The organism is Streptomyces sp. NPDC091371, from assembly GCF_040684275.1.
Taxonomy (GTDB): Bacteria; Actinomycetota; Actinomycetes; order Streptomycetales; family Streptomycetaceae; genus Streptomyces.
Window position 1 is genome coordinate 74,038 of sequence record NZ_JBFBFP010000007.1, and the last position, 16,586, is coordinate 90,623.

Below are 16,586 nucleotides of genomic sequence, written 5' to 3' on the forward strand. Positions count from 1 at the left end.
ATCCCGCCCGGCGGGGCGGCTTGCCAGCACCGCGTCCACATCGGTGTCCGGACCGTGCGGACTTCTGTGCGGGGGGCGGCTATGGTGTCGCCGCGCACGACCGCACTCGAACCCAGGGGGTACCGCCATGGCTCGCCGACTCCGCCCGGTGGGGCTGGACTTCATCGAGGACGCGCAGATCCGGCTGGTCTTCGCCGCGGAAGTCGCGGCGGCGCCCGAGGACGTGTACCAGGCGCTCGCCGAGGAGGTGGAGGGCTGGCCCCGCTGGTTCAAGGCCGTGAGCCTGGCCCGCCCGACGCACGGCGGCGCGGGCCGCGAGATCAAGCTGCTGGGCGGGGTCCGCTTCGAGGAGACGGTCATGGCGGCGGATCCCGAGCAGCGGTACGCCTACCGGGTCGACACGACCAACGTCCCCGGTGTCCGGGCCCTGTTGGAGGAGTGGCGGCTGACACCGGCCGGTTCCGGCACCCATGTCCGCTGGACCTTCGCGGCGGACGGCCCGACCCCCTTCCGCTTCGCCCTCACCGCCGCCCGCCCGGCCCTGGGCCACTCCTTCCGCCAGGCGGTCCGGGCGCTGGACGCCCGCCTGGCCGCCCGGCGCGCGGCCGATCAGTAGCCGGGATCGGGGTCCAGGTCCCGCACCTGGCCGGTCACCCGGTGCACACGGGCCAGGTCTCCGTAGCCGCCCGCGTCCCACATCCGCGTACGGAACTCCTGAAGGGTCATCGCCGGACCGCCGGCGAAGTGGACGGTCGCACACCGGGCGCAGCACCAGCCCCGGGACCAGACCTCCTCGGCCGCCTCCCTCCCGGCCGCGATCCGCGCCCGGAACGCGCGCTGGATCCGCACGGCCGAGCCGATGAGCAGTGCTGCCGCCAGCAGGGCGAGCGCGGAGATCCAGCCGAGGAACAGGAGTTCGGCCTCAGGCTCTGACGGGGCGGCCCAAGTGGCGCCGCCCCACAGCTGGAGCGACCCGTGGTCCTCCGGCTCGGGCGCGTCCGCGAACCACTTGCCGCCCAGGGCGCCACCGATGAACGTACCGATCGACACCAGCACCAGCAGCACGCCCAGGGCGGTCCGCCCCGCGGTCACCGGAGGCGGCGGGGTCGAGGCCAGCGCATCGGCCAGGCGCGGGACGACCTCGCTGGTGTCCGTACGCTGCTCGGCGCCACCGGTGCCGGCCTCGTGGAACCGGCGGTGCCCGCTCAGGCACACGGCCGGGACGGCCCGCACCTGGTCGGACCGGTGACAACTCGGGCACTCCAGCCCGCCCGTGATCGCCCCGCGCTCGACCCCGCCCCCACCCTGGGGCTCGATCTCTCCGCCGCCCCGGCGACCGGCCGCACGCCCCGGCGTGCGGCCGGTCTGGGCCCGCGTCCGCGCGTCCCGCTCCGGCCTGTTGTACCCGATCCCCGCCATGACTCCCCCGATCCCCGCCGTGCTGCCGAGTCGGCCGAGTCGGCCGAGTCGGCCGAGCGTAGCCAGTCAACTCGCCTGGGAGCAGGGCGATTTCGTCACCGCCCCGTCACAGTGCCGTCACGGGACCCGGGGCCGATGTCAGCCCTGGCCCTTGTTCGCGTTCTTGAAGGCCTCGGTCATGTCGGCCGTCTCCGAGGCCGGCGGCACGGAGATCTCCTTGGCGGCCCCGAAGGACAGGAAGTCGATCGAGACGGTCGAGGGGCCGACGGCCTGGGTCAGGCGGGCCGGCATGCCCTTGTCGTCCACCCAGACGTCCGTGACGAGCTCGCTGCTGCCGCCTCCGAGCGCCTCGTACATCGCCCCGGAGTTCTTGTCCAGCTTGTCCATCGGAATGGTGGCCTTGTAGTGGACGGTCGGCTTGCCGTTCACGTCCTCCTTGCCGATCTTGTCGACGCCCTTCGCCCACTTGAGCATCTTGAGGCCGGCGGTCGGGTCGTTGTTGGGGCCGTTCATCGCGGCCGCGCCCTGATCGCCGAGGATCGCGGAGGCTTCCACCTTCAGCCAGGACTTGCCCTTGAACTCACCGGACTCCGCCGGGTCGACCTGGTAGTAGTACGCGCCCTGGACCATCCGGTAGGTGACCGTGCCGTCCTTGACCAGGTCCTCCATCTCGAGGTCCTTGGCCGGTACTTCGGCCTCCATCGCAAGGCCGTTGCCCCACGAGTAGACGCCCGTCATGACCGTCGGCTTGCCGCCCGTGTCGGGCGAGGTCACCGACATCTTGACCTCGGCGGAGCCCGCCTGCGAGGCCGCGTCGGAGGCCTTCGTGAGGGATGCCACCATCGCCTCGGCCGTGTCGGCGGCCTGCTTGGTCGCCACCGAACAACCCACGGTCCCCGCGGACATGACCATGATCACCGCGGCACCGGCCACGGCCTTTGCTGCCTTCATTCGCCCACCCCTGAGTCTTGCTGCGGTCTTCTGATTCGCCGGAGCAATCTACAGGGGCGGGCTCGCACACTCCTTCGCCTTTTCGGCCCCCCGGACACGTTTCAAGCCATACGAGCGCGTCCGAGCCGCCCTCAGGAGGCCGGCTCGCGCCAGACCCCGGTCGTCAGCAGCGTCTCGATCGTCTTCGCGTACGGGGCCAGGTCGAGCCCCTGGTCCGCGAGCCACTGGTCGGAGTAGTACTTGTCCAGGTAGCGGTCGCCCGAGTCGCAGAGCAGCGTGACGACGCTGCCGGTGCGGCCTTCCTCCACCATCTCGGAGACGATCTTCAGGGCGCTCCACAGGCCGGTTCCGGTGGAGCCGCCCGCCTTGCGGCCGATCGCCCGCTCCAGCGCGCGGCACGCGGCGACGCTCGCCGCGTCCGGGACCTTCATCATCCGGTCGAGGGCGCCGGGTACGAAGCTCGGCTCCATGCGGGGCCGGCCGATGCCCTCGATGCGCGAGCCGCAGTCGCTCGTCGCGTTCGGGTCGCCGAGCGTCCAGCCGTCGAAGAAGCAGGAGTTCTCCGGGTCCGGGACGCAGATGCGGGTGTCGTGCTGCATGTAGTGCACGTAGCGCGCGATGGTCGCGGAGGTGCCGCCGGTGCCGGCGGTCGCGACGATCCAGGCCGGTTCGGGGAACCGTTCCAGGCGCAGCTGCTGGTAAATCGATTCTGCGATGTTGTTGTTGCCGCGCCAGTCCGTGGCCCGCTCCGCGTACGTGAACTGGTCCATGTAGTGGCCGCCCGTACGGGCGGCGAGCTCCGCCGACTCCTCGTACATCTTCATCGAGTCGTCCACGAAGTGGCATTCACCGCCGTGGAATTCGATGAGGCGGCACTTCTCCGGGCTGGTGGTCCGCGGCATGACCGCGATGAACGGGACGCCGATCAGCTTCGCGAAGTACGCCTCGGAGACGGCCGTGGAGCCCGAGGACGCCTCGATGACCGGGCGCCCCGGCCGGATCCAGCCGTTGCAGAGGGCGTACAGGAACAGCGAGCGCGCGAGGCGGTGCTTGAGCGAGCCCGTGGGGTGCGTGGACTCGTCCTTGAGGTAGAGGTCGATGCCCCACGCCTCGGGGAGCGGGAAGCGCAGCAGGTGCGTGTCGGCCGAACGGTTCGCGTCGGCCTGCACCTTGCGAACGGCTTCCTTCAGCCACGCGCGGTACTCCGCGTCGCTGCGGTCCACGTCGACGGTCGTGACGGTAGTGCCGCTCGTGCCGCTCGTGGCGGTCGTGGCGTGCGTGGCGGCCGCGCCGGTTGTGCCGGTGGTGCTCATGCGCCGTGCTCCTTCGTGCGTGTACTTTCGCCCCCTGCTTTCGCAATGTACCCCCCTCACCTGCGCAAACAGTCGCTTTGGGTTTCTGTTCGGATCGCTTTCGGACGCGTTCGGTTGCACTGTGGCGCACCGTGGGTGACCCTGGTGGAGCATTACCGAGGGTGCAGCACCCGTAACACTCATGTCGGGGAGTCGCAGCCGTGATCAGTCATTCCCGCAGGCACTGCGTCGTCGAACTGCAGGCCTTGCCGTCGCGGATCGGCCAAATCCGCAGGATCGTCTCCGCGCAACTGCGCCACTGGCAGCTCGATCCGCTCATAGACCGGGCTGCGCTCGGCGTGACGGAGCTGCTGAGCAACGTCCACCGCCATGCGCAGCCGGACAAGACCTGCACGGTGGAGATCGAACTCCGCCTCGGGCGCCTCACGGTCTCGGTCATCGACAGCGATCCGCGGCTCCCCGTGCCGCAGACGCCCGGGGCGCTGGAGACCTGCGGGCGAGGGCTCGCCCTCGTGGCGGCGGTCAGCGAGGCCTGGGGGGCGCGCCACCGCTCCGACGGCCCCGGCAAGGCGGTCTGGTTCTCCCTGCGGGCGGCCCCCGCACCGCAGGCTCCGCCGCAGCCGGTACGGATCTCCTCCAAGCCGGTACGAGAGCCCGCGCGAGCGGTGTCCGTCGCCGTGGACCCGGAGGCGGTCCCGGCACCGCTGCCGGTAGCAGCCGCGGTCGGCACCAGGCCCGGGTAACGCACGGCCGCGGCACCCCCGCCCGCGGCGCCTGTCGGAGGGCCGGAGCCCGCAACGCCGCAGCCCGTAAGCGCCGAGCGGCCGCGGTGGCCACCAGCGGCACTGCGCCGAGGGGCAGACCCGCGCCGCCCGGCACACACCCACCCGGGTCCCGCAGCCGGACACCCCCTAGGCCAGGGCGAGGGCCCCCAGCGGGTCGTCGAGCACCGGCTGCCACGCCAGTTCGGCCGCGCCGACGAGGCTGTTGTGGTCGAGGGTGCACGGCAGGATCGGGACTCCCCCGCTGCGGCCCCACAGGCTGCGGTCCGCGACGACCGCGCGCAGCCGCTCGGGGTCGGCGTGGAGCAGTTCCCGGTGCAGGCCGCCGAGGATGATGCGGTCCGGGTTGAGGATGTTGACCAGGCCCGCGAGGCCGAGCCCGAGCCGGTCGATCAGCTCCTCGGTGGCCGCCCGCACCCCCGGCTCCCCGGGCTCGTCGCGCAGCAGGTCGCGGGCCTGCTGGAGCAGCGACACCTCCGGGCCGGGCGTGCGCCCCGCCGCGGTGAGGAAGGCCAGCGGGTCGGCCTCCACGTCCAGGCAGCCGCGGCCGCCGCAGTGGCAGGCCCGCCCCTCGGGGTTCACCGTGAGGTGTCCGACCTCCAGGGCCAGGCCCGAACTCCCGCTGTGCAGGCGTCCGTCCAGCACGAGCGCACCGCCGACCCCGCGGTGCCCGGTGGCCACGCACAGCAGGTGCTGCGCGCTGCGCCCCGCGCCGTGCCGGTGCTCGGCCAGCGCCGCGAGGTTGACGTCGTTGCCGGTGAGGGCCGGGCCGTCGATGCCGGCGGCCTTCACGCACTGCTCGAAGATGGCCCGTACGGGAGAACCGGGCGGCCAGGCCAGGTGCAGCGGGTTCAGCGCCGTGCCCTCGGGCTCGGCGACCGCGGATGGCACGGCGAGTCCGGCGCCGACGCAGCGGCGGCCGCTCTCCTCGAGCAGCCGCGCGCCCGCGTCGACCACCGCGCCGAGCACCTGCGCCGGGTCGGCGGAGACGGTGAGCTTGCCGGGGGCGGTGGCCACGATCCGGCCGCCGAGGCCGACCAGCGCGGCGCGGAAGCCGTCGGGGTGCACCTGGGCGGCGAGCGCGACGGGGCCGTTCTCCTCGACCGAGAGCCGGTGCGAGGGGCGGCCTTGGGTGCCGCCCGCGCCGCCGGGCCGGGAGTCGACGCGGATCAGTCCGAGCGCCTCCAGTTCGGCGGCGACGGCCCCGGCGGTGGCCCGGGTGACTCCGAGCTCGGCGGTCAGGACGGCGCGCGTCGGGGCGCGGCCGGTGTGGACCAGTTCCAGCGCCGGGCCCAGCGCCCCGCGGCCGCGCTCCAGCCTGGTCCGCGCGGACGCGGACACCGTGGTCACATCCCCCACCCGCGGCGGGGCCCCGTTGCCGTTCATGGCATCGATCCTCGCATGATCGGAGGGCGCCGGACGCCGCCGCTACGCCCCGTCCCCGCCGAGGCCGCCGACGCGGAGGGTGATGTTCAGCCGGCCGGTGAGGCCGAGCCCTTGCGGGGCCGTGCCCGGCAGGACCTTCGGCACGCCGTGATAGGCCAGACGGCTCGAATCCCCGAAGACGAACAGGTCCCCGCTGCGCAGCTCGACGTCCCGGTACGGACGGCCGCGGGAGGCGGTGTTGCCGAAGCGGAAGACGCAGCTGTCGCCGAGGCTCAGCGAGACCACCGGAGCCCCGGACTTCTCCTCGGCGTCGCGGTGCATGCCCATGCGGGAGTCGCCCGTGTAGAAGTTCACCAGCGCGATGTCGTAGGCCTCCGCGGGCTCCGGTGCCCTGCCGTAGGCGGCGGCCACCGCTTCCCCGCCCAGATCGGCGAGCCATCGCGGCATGGGCTTGACGGGGGCGCCGTCCCCGTCGACTGCGGTGCGCGCGTACCCGTACGGGTACCAGTGCAGTCCGAGGCACACCTGCCGGGCGGTCATCACCCCGCCGCCGGGGGTGCGGACGGTGCGCAGGCCGGCCGGCGGGCGGGCCCATTCCCGGCAGGCGTCCAGCAGCTCGCGCTGGCGCTGCGCCGTGAGCCAGTCCGGCACGTGCACGGCGCCGGGGGCGATCACGACCCGCTCGCGCGCGAAGAGTTCCCCGTCCATGGCTCCATTGTCGGCTTCGTTTGCGAGACTCCCGGTATGGAGATCACCGAATATGTGAAGACGGTCGCGCAGGAGGGCGAGCTGCTCGCCGACATGGCCGAACGGGCCGGTACGGACGCCCTGGTGCCCACCTGTCCGGGGTGGCGCGTGGCAGATCTGCTGCGGCACACGGGGTCCGTGCACCGCTGGGCCGCCGGGTACGTCGGGGAGGCGCTGGTGGAGCCGGTCGGGTTCCCGGAGGCGCCCGAGCTGGCCGGCGGCGAACTGCTGGCCTGGTTCCGTGAAGGCCACGCCGAGTTGGTGCGCACCCTGACCGAGGCCCCGGCGGACGTCCAGTGCTGGACCTTCCTCCCGACGGCCCCGCCGTCGCCGCTGGCGTTCTGGGCGCGGCGTCAGGCCCATGAGACCTCGGTGCACCGGCTGGACGCGGAGTCGGCGCTCGGCGTGCCGTTCTCGCCCGTGGACGCGCGGTTCGCGGAGGACGGGGTCGACGAGCTGCTGACCGGCTTCCACGCCCGCCCGCGCAGCCGGGTCCGTACTCCGGAGCCCAAGGTGCTGCGGATCCGGGCGGCGGACACCGGCGCGTCCTGGACGGTCCACCTGTCGCCCGAGCCGGCCCGCACGGTCGTGGGTACGACGCTGGACCCGGCCGACTGCGAGCTGACGGGCCAGGCGTCCTGGCTCTACGCGGCCCTGTGGAACCGCCTCCCCCTGGCGGGCCCGGGCGTGACGGGCGACCTGTCGCTGGCCCGCCTGTGGACGGAGACGGCCGGGATCTGACCCGGACCCGGGGGGCGGTGCGTGACGTACGCGCCCTTGTGACGGGCAGTGGGCGCTGTGACACTGCCCGTATGGGGCGGAGGACGCAGGCGGACCGGGACGCGATCACGATCGAGATCGGCTACGCCTTCGTCAGCGCCTCCTTCGCCGCGGCCCTCGCCTTCGGCGCGGTGTACGGGCCCGCGCTCGTGTTCCCGCTGTCCCGGGGGGCGGACCGCGCGCTGGCGGTGGCGGGCGGGTGCCTGGCCGCGGCGGTGTTCGTGCTGCGGGTCACCCACGTCCTGCGGGGATTTGCCCGGCGGCCGGAGAACGACGGCGACTGAGGCGACTGGAGCGGGTAGGGTCGGCACCTCGTAACGATCACGGGGGTAGTAGTCGATGTTCGGTTCCACGGTGCGGCGCACGGCCGTGCTCGCGGTGGTCCTGGCCGGGTTCGCGGTCGCGTGCGGCGGTGACCCGGCCCCGTCCGCCGCCACACCGCCGGCCGCCGCGGCCCCGGCGGCCTCGGCATCGGCCTCCGCCATCCCGGGCGCGGCGACTCCGGGCGCGGCGAGCCCGAGTGCGGCGGCTCCGAGCTCCTCGGCCCGCGCGTCGGGCTCCCCTTCGGACAACGAGCCGGTCTCGCTGGTCCGGGACGCCTTCGCGGGGCTGCAGGCGACACTGAACGACTCCTGCACGCCCGGCAACTGCGCGTACTTCCTCGGGCGGGTCTACGACGAACTCCACCGCCTGGACCGGGCGATGAAGGCCGACCCGAAGGGCCCCGGCCACTTCCCCGAGCCGATCTCCCTGATCGCGAAGCTCGACAAGGAGCTCGGCGGCGACCGGAGCTTCGAGAACCTCAAGAAGCACCAGACCCTGCTGATCGGCACCCGCGACAAGATCAACACCTGGATGCAGGGCCACCCCGACGACTACCGCTGAACCCGGTCACTCCCCGAGCGTGGCGGCGTACGCGGTCTGCGCGCGATACGGCCAGGCCGGCGCCGCGTTCCAGGGGTTGGGCATGGTAGGGCTCGTCGCGTACGCGTAGCCCGCGCCGCGGCTGAAGGCCGTCCGGAGGGTGCCGCGCATCGCGTCGGCGTCGGGGACCGCGTGGACGAGGTGCCAGAACGCCGTCCCGGTGGGGTCGAGTTCGGCGCCGGAGCGGTAGCCGCCGACGGGGTCGAAGACGTTCCCGCCCAACCAGCCGCCGCTCGCGTAGGCGGCGTGGGTGTCCTCATAGGTGACGAAGACGTCCGCGGTCCGGCGGCCCGGCTCCAGGAAGCAGTCGGCGATGGCGGTTCCCGGGTTGTCGACGACCAGGTCGGGGACGCCGGGGTCGACGGCGTCCATGACGGCCTGCACGTAGCGGCGCAGCTCCAGGTAGTGGTCGCGGGTGGCGTTGCCGGGGCCGCAGTCGCGGCTGACCACGTCGAAGAAGATGCCGTCGACGTGGAGGCGGCCGTCGCCGTCGGCGGGCCGGAGGTAGTTGTCCACGGAGGCCTTGACGGCGGCGATGTCGCGGTTGCCGTGGTCGGTGTGGACGTAGCCGAGCACCTTGGTCTTCTCGCCGGTCGCGGTGGTGCCGCGGCGCAGGGCGTCCGCGCGGGCCTGCCAGGGGGCGTCGAAGGGGGAGTCGCCGTTGCCCGGGTTGAGGACGACCACCGAGGGGGCCGGGCGGGTGGCGGCCAGGTCGGTGAGCACCGGGTCGTCCGCCCAGACGTAGGCGGGGACGGCGATCTCCAGGCCCCGTACGCCGGATATCCGGGGCGCGGCGACCGGTTCCGCGGCGAGCGCGGCCGGGGTGTCGGCCGGGGCGGTCGGGGGCGCGTCGCGCGCCGAGGCGGTGACGGCCGGCGCCGGCGCGGCGAGTAAGGCGGTGACGAGGATGGCGTACAGGGCCTTCACGGCGCGGGGCATGAACGTTCCTCCGGCGGCGGCAAGGGGTGGGCGGCCCGAGGAACACTAGCCGGGCGGCCCCTCGTCCATGCGGGAACCGCCCGCATTCATACGAGGAACAGACAAGCGAACAAGCCGCCGCGCCACCGCCGGGTCGGCGGTGGCGCGGCGGCGGCCGTGCCGCCCGGGCCGTGGGAGCGGTTTCGCCGCAAGCTGCCGGTCATGATCGCGATGGCCTGGCTCGGTTCGCGGCATTGACGAGCGCCCCCGCCGCGTTCGCGGCAACGGACGGTTCGGGTCCACGACCCGGACCGCCACGATGCGGCGGAAGCGAGCCGCGCGCGAACCGAGGCACTGCACGGCTCAGGGCCGCGGACCTGTTCGAGGTCGCGTACGTCCAGACCCACCCGGCCCTGCGCCCGCGCCCGCGCCCGCGCCCAACGGCCTGATCATGGAGCCCTGGCAGTACGGCCTCGCCTTCGGACTGCCGCGTATCAGCGGCCACATCGGATCACGGCCGGCCCCCGGCTCGTCACGCGGTACGGACGCCCCGGCGCGGCCGTGCCCGTCATCGTCGTCGAGTTCGGGCTGATCACCTGCACGGGCGTGTGCAACCCGGGGTTCGCCACCTGCCGGCTCGGGCAGACCGCTGCGGACCGAGTCGCCCGGACCCTGTCCGCGTGGCGGTCACCGGCAAGGCCGCATGGCCGCGCCGACCGCCCCGTGGGGCTGCCGGCCCGCCTGGCCGGCCCCGCAGCGCGATCGTGCTCGCCGAGCCCGTCACACGGCGGGCAGTCCGACCCCGTGGGCCAATTGGCCCGCGGCGTGGGTGAAGAAGGCCGCCCGGTCCTCGACGACCCGGTTGAACTGGCCGAACAGCTCGAAGGAGACGAGCCCGGCGAGCTGCGCCCAGGCGGCGACCAGGGCGGCGGTGACCTCGGGGGGCAGTCCTTCGGCGAAGTCGGCGGTCATCCGCTCGGCCTCGGCGCGCAGCGCGGGCGGCAGTGGCGGCAGTGCGAGGCCGCGGCCCTCGTAGGCGGCGCGGACGATACCGATGAGGGTGTTGCCGAGGCGGGAGGCGGGACCGACGGTGTCGACGGGGGCGCTGTAGCCGGGCACGGGCGAGCCGTAGACGAGGGCGTACTCGTGCGGGTGCGCCAGCGCCCAGGCCCGGACGGCCTCGCAGACCGCGATCCAGCGGGCGCGGGGCGCGGCCCCGGCGGCGAGGGCGTCGGCGTCGGCCTGTTCGGCGGCGGCGCCGAGGCTGTCGTACGCGTCGATGATGAGCGCGGTCAGCAGCTCGTCACGGCTGGGGAAGTAGCGGTAGAGGGCCGAGGAGACCATGCCCAGCTCGCGGGCGACCGCGCGCAGGGACAGTTTCGCGGCGCCCTCGTCGGCGAGCCGGCGCCGGGCCTCGTCCTTGATGGCGGCGGTGACCTCGATGCGGGCCCGTTCCCTTGCCCCTCGCACGGTGTTCATGCGGGCCAGTCTGCCATGCGAGTGGAGCACTGCCCAAGATTCGGAGCGGCGATCCATTCAGAGAGCACTGCTCTTGCTTTGGAGCAGAGATCCGTGCACACTGTTCTCAAGCGAGAGCAGTGCTCTCCCACACATACGAGAAGACCCGTCCCGGAGGTCACCATGAGCGCGCCCACCTCGTACTACATGCAGGCCACCCCCCTCGCCACCCGCTTCAACGCCCTCGTCGGCAAGCTGGCCCGCCTCGGCATCAGCCTCGCCGGCACCGCCGAGCTGTCGGTCCGCGGCCGCAAGTCCGGCGAGATGCAGCGCATCCCGGTCAACCCCCACACGTACGAGGACGCGCAGTACCTGGTCTCGGCCCGCGGCCACTCCCAGTGGGTCCGCAACATGCGCGTCGCGGGCGGCGGCGAGCTGCGCGTCGGCCGCAAGGTGCGCACCTTCACCGCGACCGAGATCAGCGACCCGGTGGAGAAGGCCGCGATCCTTCGGGCCTACCTGGAGAAGTGGGGCTGGGAGGTCAACCAGTACTTCCAGGGCGTGACGGCGAAGTCCTCCGAGGCCGAGCTCCAGGCGGCTGCCGCGGACCACCCCGTCTTCCGCATCGCGGTCTCGAAGTGAGCCCGGCCGGGGCCACGGGGGCCGCCGCGCCCGCTACTCCGCCGGCTCCGTCGCGGTGAGGCCGTGGAGGGTGTCCAGCGCGGCGAGCTGCTCCCGGGACAGGCGCAGCGAGCCCGCCGCCACGTTGGCTTCCAGGTGGTCCGGGTTTCCCGTTCCGGGGATGGCCAGCACGTGCGGCCCGCGGTGCAGCGTCCACGCCAGCCGGACCTGGGCCGGGCTCGCCGCGTGCTCCCGCGCCACGGCGAGCACCTCGTCCGGTTCGGCGCCGCCCGTGCCGGCCGCGGCGCCCGCGCCGGCCGTACGCCCCGTGCCCGCGATCGCGTAGAACGGCACGAAGGCCACGCCCTGTTCGCCGCAGGAGCGTACGAACGCGTCGTGCTCGGGCCGCATTCCGATGCCGTACTGGTTCTGCACGCAGACCACCGGCGCGATGCCCTGCGCCTCGGCCAGGTGGTGCGGGTGGATATTGGAGAGGCCCAGGTGCCGGATGAGCCCGGCTTCGCGCAGCTCGGCCAGGGCGCCGAAGCGCTCGGCGATCGAGTCGGTGCCGACGATGCGCAGGTTCACCACGTCGAGGTGGTCGCGCCCGAGCTGGCGGAGGTTCTCCTCCACCTGGGCGCGCAGCTGTTCGGGGGTGGCGTGCGGCAGCCAGTGGCCCGAGGGATCGCGACCGGGGCCGACCTTCGTGGTGATGACGAGGCCGTCCGGGTAGGGGGCCAGGGCCCGGTTGATCAGTTCGTTGGCGGAGCGCAGCGGTGAGAAGTAGAACGCGGCGGTGTCGATGTGGTTCACCCCGAGTTCGACGGCTCGGCGCAGCACGCCGATCGCCTGCTCGCGGTCACGTGGTACGGCGTCGGCGATGAGCGCCTCGCCGGTCTGCGGCAGGCGCATCGTGCCGAAGCCGATCCGGTTGATCTTCAGGTCTCCGAGCGTCCAACTGCCGGAAGCCGCAGCGGTGATCGTGTCCGAGGTCATGACGGGGATGGTGTCCGCCCCCTAGGCTGGCCGCAATTGATTCGTACATGTGTGAATCCTCGGGGTGGCCGTGCTGGCGGAGCTGGCGTTTTCGACGAGTGATCTGGCGCAACTGCGGTTCGCCGTCTCGCCGATGTGGGAGGTCGGGCCGAGCTTCCGACTGCTGGCCTCGGGCGCCGCGCGCCCCGCGCGCCCCGTGCACCCCGTGCACCGGCCCTGGATCGAGCAGGTGCGGCCGCGGGTCGCGGACGCCGGGCTGGACCGGGGCTGGCTGGCCGAGCTGATCCCGCCCTCGGGTTACGTGCCCGACTTCCTCAACCCCGCGCCCGCGGGCCCGGCGCCCACGCTGGCGCGGGAGCTGGCCGGGATCCTGGCCGCTCCCGACGACCGGGTGCGCCGGGACCTCGACCGCCTGGGCCACGAGCAGGGCGGCCTGGGGCCCCGTTCGCGGAGTCTGTACGCGGAGCCGAAGACCCGGCGGGAGCGGCTCGTGGAGGAGATCGAAACCTACTGGGAGCTGGCGCTCGCCCCTTACTGGGCGCGGATCCGGGGCGTCCTCGACGCCGATGTCTTCCTGCGGGCCCGCCAGGTCGCCGAGCAGGGTCCGGGCCGCCTGTTCAACGCGCTGCACCCGTCGCTGAGCTGGGACGACGACGCGCTGCTGCTGGGAAACCGGCAGCGGGCGCTGTCCCGGAAGGCCGCCGGTGCGGGGCTGGTGCTGATCCCCTCGGTGTTCACCGGGCCGGTCCCGTTCACGCGGGTCTCGCCGCCGGAGCCGCCGCAGCTGGCCTACCCGGCACGCGGTACCGGCGCGCTCTGGCAACCCCGGAGCGCGCCGAGGGCCGAGGCGCTCGCCGCGGTCCTGGGCCGTTCCCGCACCCGGCTGCTGACCGAGCTGGACACGCCCGCCTCCACCACGGTGCTGGCCCGGCGCACGGGGCTCTCCCCCTCCGGGGTGTCCCAGTACCTGACGGCGCTGCGCGACGCCGGACTGGTCAGCGCCCATCGCGCCGGCCGGTCCGTGCTGTACGCGCGCACCTCCGTCGCGGAAGCCCTCCTCGCCGGCGTCCCCGCGTAGCCGCTCCGCGGGGGCGCCCATGCCTCGGGGTGCGCCGGGGCCGGTTCCGCCGGGGCCGGGCGTGCGCCGGGGCCGGTTCCGCCAGGGCCGGGCGTGCGCCGGGGCGCCTCCTCGGACGTCGAACGTTTCCAGGGGCCGGAGGGCCGAGGGTGCTTGTGTTCGACGCCCTGCGGGGGCACCCCCGCACACACCCGACCCCGTCGGAAGCCGCGGGTGCCGGAAGGCCAAGGGGGGCGGTCGACACCCTGCGGGGGCGCCCCGGCTCGCACCCGGCCCGTCGGAACCCGCGTGCGGAAGCCCGTGGGGATCGCCCCCGCCCTGCCGGCCCGGCGGCCCCGGCCGGCCGGAGTTATCCCCGGCCGGCCGCGCGCGCCGCCGCCTGGCGGGCGTCCAGCGCGTGCAGGGCCCGGCGCGCGAGCGAGTGGGTCCGCACCAGGTCCGCGAGGGTCGTCGAGCCGCGCGTGATCCGCGCGAAGGCCCGCCACGCCGGTCGGAAGCCCGTGATCGCCGCGTGCAGCAGCCCCGGCTTGGACTCGAACAGCGTCAGCATCCGCTGCCCGACGCCCATCTCCACGCCGAGCCCGGCCTTCACCGCGAAGGCGTAGTTCAGGGCCTGCCGACGCGCGTCCACCGCGTCCTGCGCCTCGGAGATCTTCACGGCCCACTCCCCCGCCAGCCGCCCCGAGCGCAGCGCGAAGGAGATGCCCTCCCTGGTCCAGGGCTCCAGCAGGCCGGCCGCGTCCCCCGCCACCAGGACCCGGCCGCGCGAGAGCGGCGAGCCGCTCTTGCGACAGCGGGTGAGGTGCCCGGAGGAGACGGCCGGCTCGAAGCCGGCGAGCCCGAGGCGCGCGATGAAGTCGTCGAGGTAGCGCTTGGTCGCGGCGCCCTCGCCCTTGGCCGAGATGACCCCGACCGTGAGGGTGTCGCCCTTCGGGAAGACCCAGCCGTAACTGCCGGGCAGCGGGCCCCAGTCGATCAGCACCCGCCCCTTCCAGTCCTCGGCGACGGTCTCCGGGACGGGGATCTCCGCCTCGAGGCCGAGGTCCACCTGCTCCATCTCCACACCGACGTGCGCGCCGATCCGGCTCGCGCTGCCGTCCGCGCCGACGACCGCGCGGGCCAGGACGGTCTCCCCGTCGGCCAGCACCACGGCGACCGTGCGCCGGTCGGGCACCGCGGTGCCGTGCTGCTCCACCCGGGCCACGGCGGTACCCGTACGGACCGACGCCCCGGCCTTCTCCGCCTCGGCGACCAGTTGGGCGTCGAACTCCGGCCGGTTGATGAGCCCGAACAGCATCTGCTTCGAGCGCCGGGTCCGGGCCAGCCGCCCGTCCAGCGAGAAGGTCACCGCGTGGATGCGGTCCTTGAAGGGCAGGACGAAGCCCGGGGGCAGGGCGTCGCGCGACGGGCCGATGATGCCGCCGCCGCAGGTCTTGTAGCGGGGCAGTTCGGCCTTCTCCAGCAGCAGGACGCTGCGTCCCGCCTTCGCCGCCGCGTACGCCGCCGACGATCCGGCCGGTCCGGCCCCGACCACGACCACGTCCCACACTTCGCCGGTCTCCCCGGCCACCTCGTCGCCCATCCCCTGCGCGGACCGCTCCGCGTTTGCGCCCGTGCCTGCGTCGCGTACGTCGTCGTCGCTGCTCACGATGTGTTGCCGCTCCTGATCACCCGTTGCTCCGATGCCGGGCAAATCCTAGCGAGACACCCCGTCACTTCGTTGTGCGAGGATCAGGGCTGTCCTTCGCCGGACCCGGCATCCGTACACCCCTGCGGATGCGAGGGGCCCACACAGAGCACAACGTCGCACCCAAAAGGAGCGTGCCCATGACCCGGAATCCGATCGCCGAGACCATCGCCTCGCTGATGCCCCGCGCCAAGCAGGAGCTGACCGAGCTGGTGGCCTTCCAGTCGGTGGCGGACTGGGCGCAGTTCCCCAGGAGCGAGAGCGAGGGCGCCGCGAACTGGGTGGCGGACGCGCTGCGCGCCGAGGGCTTCCAGGACGTGGCCCTGCTCGACACCCCCGACGGCACCCAGTCCGTCTACGGCTTCCTGCCCGGCCCCGAGGGCGCGCCGACCGTTCTGCTCTACGCGCACTACGACGTGCAGCCGCCGCTGGACGACGCCGCGTGGATCTCCCCCGCCTTCGAGCTGACGGAGCGCGACGGCCGCTGGTACGGGCGCGGCGCGGCCGACTGCAAGGGCGGGTTCGTCATGCACCTCCTCGCCCTGCGCGCGCTGAAGGCCAACGATGGTGTGCCGGTGAGCGTGAAGGTGATCGTCGAGGGCTCGGAGGAGCAGGGCACCGGCGGGCTGCAGCAGTACGCCGAGGCGCACCCGGAGCTGCTGACCGCCGACACCATCGTCATCGGCGACGCGGGCAACTTCCGCCTCGGCCTGCCGACGGTGACGGCCACCCTGCGCGGGATGTGCCTGCTGAAGGTGAAGATCGACACGCTGGGCGGGAACCTGCACTCCGGCATGTTCGGCGGTGTCGCGCCGGACGCGCTGGCCGCGCTGATCCGCGTACTGGACTCGCTGCGCGCGGCGGACGGTTCGACGACGGTGGACGGTCTGGCCTCGGACGCGGTATGGGAGGGCCTGCAGTACCCGGAGGCGGACTTCCGTGCCGACGCGAAGGTGCTGGACGGGGTCGAGCTGATCGGCGAGGGCACGATCGCGGACCGGCTGTGGGCGCGCCCCGCCGTGACGGTGCTCGGCATCGACTGCCCGCCGGTGGTCGGCGCGACGCCGTCGGTGCACGCGAGCGCGGGCGCGCTGATCAGCCTGCGGGTGCCGCCGGGCGTGGACACCGCGGAGGCCGTCAAGCTGCTGGAGGCGCACATGCTGGCGCACACCCCGTGGAAGGCGAAGCTGGAGCTGGAGGTCGTGGGGCAGGGCCAGCCGTTCCAGGCGGACACGGACAGCCCGGCGTACGCCTCGATGGCGGCGGCCCTGCAGGAGGCCTACCCCGGGCAGGAGATGCAGATCGCGGGCATGGGCGGCTCGATCCCGCTGTGCAACACGCTGACGCAGCTGTACCCGGACGCGGAGATGCTGCTGATCGGGCTCAGCGAGCCGGAGGCGCAGATCCACGCGGTGAACGAGAGCGTGTCGCCGCAGGAGCTGGAGCGCCTGTCGGTGGCGGAGGCGCTGTTCCTCGTCAACTACGCGGAGTCCAAGCGCGGCTGACGCCGCCGTGGGGTCGCGTGT

At 73.6% G+C, this 16,586-nt stretch carries 17 protein-coding genes; 8 read left to right on the forward strand and 9 right to left on the reverse strand.

Annotation, left to right across the window (positions count from 1 at the left end; genetic code table 11):
• Window positions 1-127: 127 nt before the first annotated feature.
• On the forward strand, window positions 128-616 hold the full coding sequence (locus tag AB0O21_RS10985; protein ID WP_365169033.1) for an SRPBCC family protein: 489 nt from the start codon (window positions 128-130) through the stop codon (window positions 614-616).
• Here the strand turns inward: AB0O21_RS10985 and AB0O21_RS10990 are convergent.
• From AB0O21_RS10990 to AB0O21_RS11000, 3 genes are all read right to left on the reverse strand, one after another.
• Window positions 610-1,419, reverse strand: a complete 810-nt coding sequence (locus tag AB0O21_RS10990) for a hypothetical protein (RefSeq protein WP_365169036.1) — start codon at window positions 1,417-1,419, stop codon at window positions 610-612. The genes AB0O21_RS10985 and AB0O21_RS10990 overlap by 7 nt on opposite strands.
• 138 nt (window positions 1,420-1,557) lie before the next feature.
• Complete coding sequence (locus AB0O21_RS10995; protein ID WP_365169039.1) at window positions 1,558-2,370, reverse strand: hypothetical protein; 813 nt, start codon at window positions 2,368-2,370, stop codon at window positions 1,558-1,560.
• 131 nt (window positions 2,371-2,501) lie between these two features.
• Complete coding sequence (locus AB0O21_RS11000) at window positions 2,502-3,683, reverse strand: PLP-dependent cysteine synthase family protein (RefSeq protein WP_365169042.1); 1,182 nt, start codon at window positions 3,681-3,683, stop codon at window positions 2,502-2,504.
• A gap of 200 nt (window positions 3,684-3,883) precedes the next feature.
• Between AB0O21_RS11000 and AB0O21_RS11005 the strand changes: the two genes are divergently transcribed.
• Window positions 3,884-4,426, forward strand: coding sequence for an ATP-binding protein (locus AB0O21_RS11005; RefSeq protein ID WP_365169045.1), 543 nt, complete (start codon window positions 3,884-3,886; stop codon window positions 4,424-4,426).
• A 168-nt stretch (window positions 4,427-4,594) separates the two neighbouring features.
• Here the strand turns inward: AB0O21_RS11005 and AB0O21_RS11010 are convergent, their stop codons facing one another.
• The gene (locus AB0O21_RS11010; protein WP_365169048.1) at window positions 4,595-5,851 is read right to left on the reverse strand and encodes an ROK family protein; all 1,257 of its coding nucleotides are present in this window, start codon (window positions 5,849-5,851) and stop codon (window positions 4,595-4,597) included.
• A gap of 42 nt (window positions 5,852-5,893) precedes the next feature.
• Window positions 5,894-6,559, reverse strand: coding sequence for an alpha-ketoglutarate-dependent dioxygenase AlkB (locus AB0O21_RS11015; RefSeq protein ID WP_365169051.1), 666 nt, complete (start codon window positions 6,557-6,559; stop codon window positions 5,894-5,896).
• Between the two features lie 36 nt (window positions 6,560-6,595).
• Between AB0O21_RS11015 and AB0O21_RS11020 the strand changes: the two genes are divergently transcribed.
• The 3 genes from AB0O21_RS11020 to AB0O21_RS11030 all read left to right on the forward strand — a co-directional run bounded on the left by AB0O21_RS11020 (window position 6,596) and on the right by AB0O21_RS11030 (window position 8,263).
• Window positions 6,596-7,339: a maleylpyruvate isomerase family mycothiol-dependent enzyme gene (locus AB0O21_RS11020; protein WP_365169054.1), complete on the forward strand. Its 744-nt coding sequence runs from the start codon at window positions 6,596-6,598 to the stop codon at window positions 7,337-7,339.
• A gap of 71 nt (window positions 7,340-7,410) precedes the next feature.
• Window positions 7,411-7,662, forward strand: coding sequence for a DUF6332 family protein (locus AB0O21_RS11025; protein WP_365169057.1), 252 nt, complete (start codon window positions 7,411-7,413; stop codon window positions 7,660-7,662).
• Between the two features lie 55 nt (window positions 7,663-7,717).
• A complete protein-coding gene (locus AB0O21_RS11030) occupies window positions 7,718-8,263 on the forward strand; it encodes a hypothetical protein (protein ID WP_365169060.1) in 546 nt (181 codons plus the stop codon).
• A 6-nt stretch (window positions 8,264-8,269) separates the two neighbouring features.
• Here the strand turns inward: AB0O21_RS11030 and AB0O21_RS11035 are convergent, their stop codons facing one another.
• Window positions 8,270-9,241, reverse strand: coding sequence for a spherulation-specific family 4 protein (locus AB0O21_RS11035; protein ID WP_365169063.1), 972 nt, complete (start codon window positions 9,239-9,241; stop codon window positions 8,270-8,272).
• Between the two features lie 759 nt (window positions 9,242-10,000).
• Window positions 10,001-10,699 (reverse strand): TetR/AcrR family transcriptional regulator, encoded by a 699-nt coding sequence (locus tag AB0O21_RS11040; protein WP_365169066.1) that lies wholly within the window; start codon window positions 10,697-10,699, stop codon window positions 10,001-10,003.
• Window positions 10,700-10,861: 162 nt separating this feature from the next.
• On the opposite strand from AB0O21_RS11040, the gene AB0O21_RS11045 reads away from it, so the two are divergent.
• Window positions 10,862-11,320, forward strand: coding sequence for a nitroreductase/quinone reductase family protein (locus tag AB0O21_RS11045; RefSeq protein ID WP_365169068.1), 459 nt, complete (start codon window positions 10,862-10,864; stop codon window positions 11,318-11,320).
• A 33-nt stretch (window positions 11,321-11,353) separates the two neighbouring features.
• Here AB0O21_RS11045 and AB0O21_RS11050 read toward each other — a convergent pair whose 3' ends face one another.
• Window positions 11,354-12,295, reverse strand: a complete 942-nt coding sequence (locus AB0O21_RS11050) for an aldo/keto reductase (RefSeq protein WP_365169070.1) — start codon at window positions 12,293-12,295, stop codon at window positions 11,354-11,356.
• A gap of 70 nt (window positions 12,296-12,365) precedes the next feature.
• Here AB0O21_RS11050 and AB0O21_RS11055 point away from each other — a divergent pair, with 70 nt between their 5' ends.
• Window positions 12,366-13,373 carry a winged helix-turn-helix domain-containing protein gene (locus tag AB0O21_RS11055; protein ID WP_365169450.1) on the forward strand — a complete coding sequence of 336 codons (1,008 nt, stop codon included), beginning with the start codon at window positions 12,366-12,368 and terminating at the stop codon, window positions 13,371-13,373.
• Between the two features lie 349 nt (window positions 13,374-13,722).
• Here AB0O21_RS11055 and AB0O21_RS11060 read toward each other — a convergent pair whose 3' ends face one another.
• Window positions 13,723-14,955, reverse strand: a complete 1,233-nt coding sequence (locus AB0O21_RS11060) for a geranylgeranyl reductase family protein (protein ID WP_365169453.1) — start codon at window positions 14,953-14,955, stop codon at window positions 13,723-13,725.
• A 245-nt stretch (window positions 14,956-15,200) separates the two neighbouring features.
• On the opposite strand from AB0O21_RS11060, the gene AB0O21_RS11065 reads away from it, so the two are divergent.
• Window positions 15,201-16,565: a dipeptidase gene (locus AB0O21_RS11065; RefSeq protein WP_365169072.1), complete on the forward strand. Its 1,365-nt coding sequence runs from the start codon at window positions 15,201-15,203 to the stop codon at window positions 16,563-16,565.
• Window positions 16,566-16,586 lie beyond the last annotated feature (21 nt).